General features: G+C 66.7%; 1 pseudogene. It reads left to right on the forward strand.

Annotation, left to right across the window (positions count from 1 at the left end):
* Window positions 1–507, forward strand: a pseudogene (locus AC1DWF_RS38980) (formate dehydrogenase-N subunit alpha); the annotation flags it as partial.

The following is a 507-nucleotide window of genomic DNA, read 5'->3' on the forward strand; positions in this document are numbered from 1 at the left end:
GAGGATGAGGGCTCGCTGACCAATTCGGGCCGGTGGCTGCAATGGTTCTGGCCGGCCGCGACCCCGCCCGGCGAGGCCAGGAAAGACACCTGGATCATGGCGCAGATCTTCCTGCGCATGCGGGAGCTTTACCGCAAGGAGGGGGGCGCTTTCCCGGACGCGATCCTCAACCTGTCCTGGAACTACCACGACCCGAACGAGCCCGAGGCCGAGGAGCTGGCGAAGGAGATCAATGGGCGCGCGCTCGTCGACCTCACCGACCCCGCCGATCCGTCCAAGGTGCTGCTCCAGGCCGGCAAGCAGGTGGTGAACTTCTCCCAGCTCCGCGACGACGGCTCCACCATGTGCGGCTGCTGGATCTATTCCGGCTGCTTCAACGAGGCGGGAAACAACATGGCCCGGCGCTCCACCGCCGATCCCGACGGGACGGGCGCCTATTCCAACTGGACCTTTGCCTGGCCGCTCAACCGGCGCACGCTCTATAACCGTGCCTCGGCCGACCTGCAG

It is taken from the genome of Aminobacter sp. P4_D5 (genome assembly GCF_056401815.1).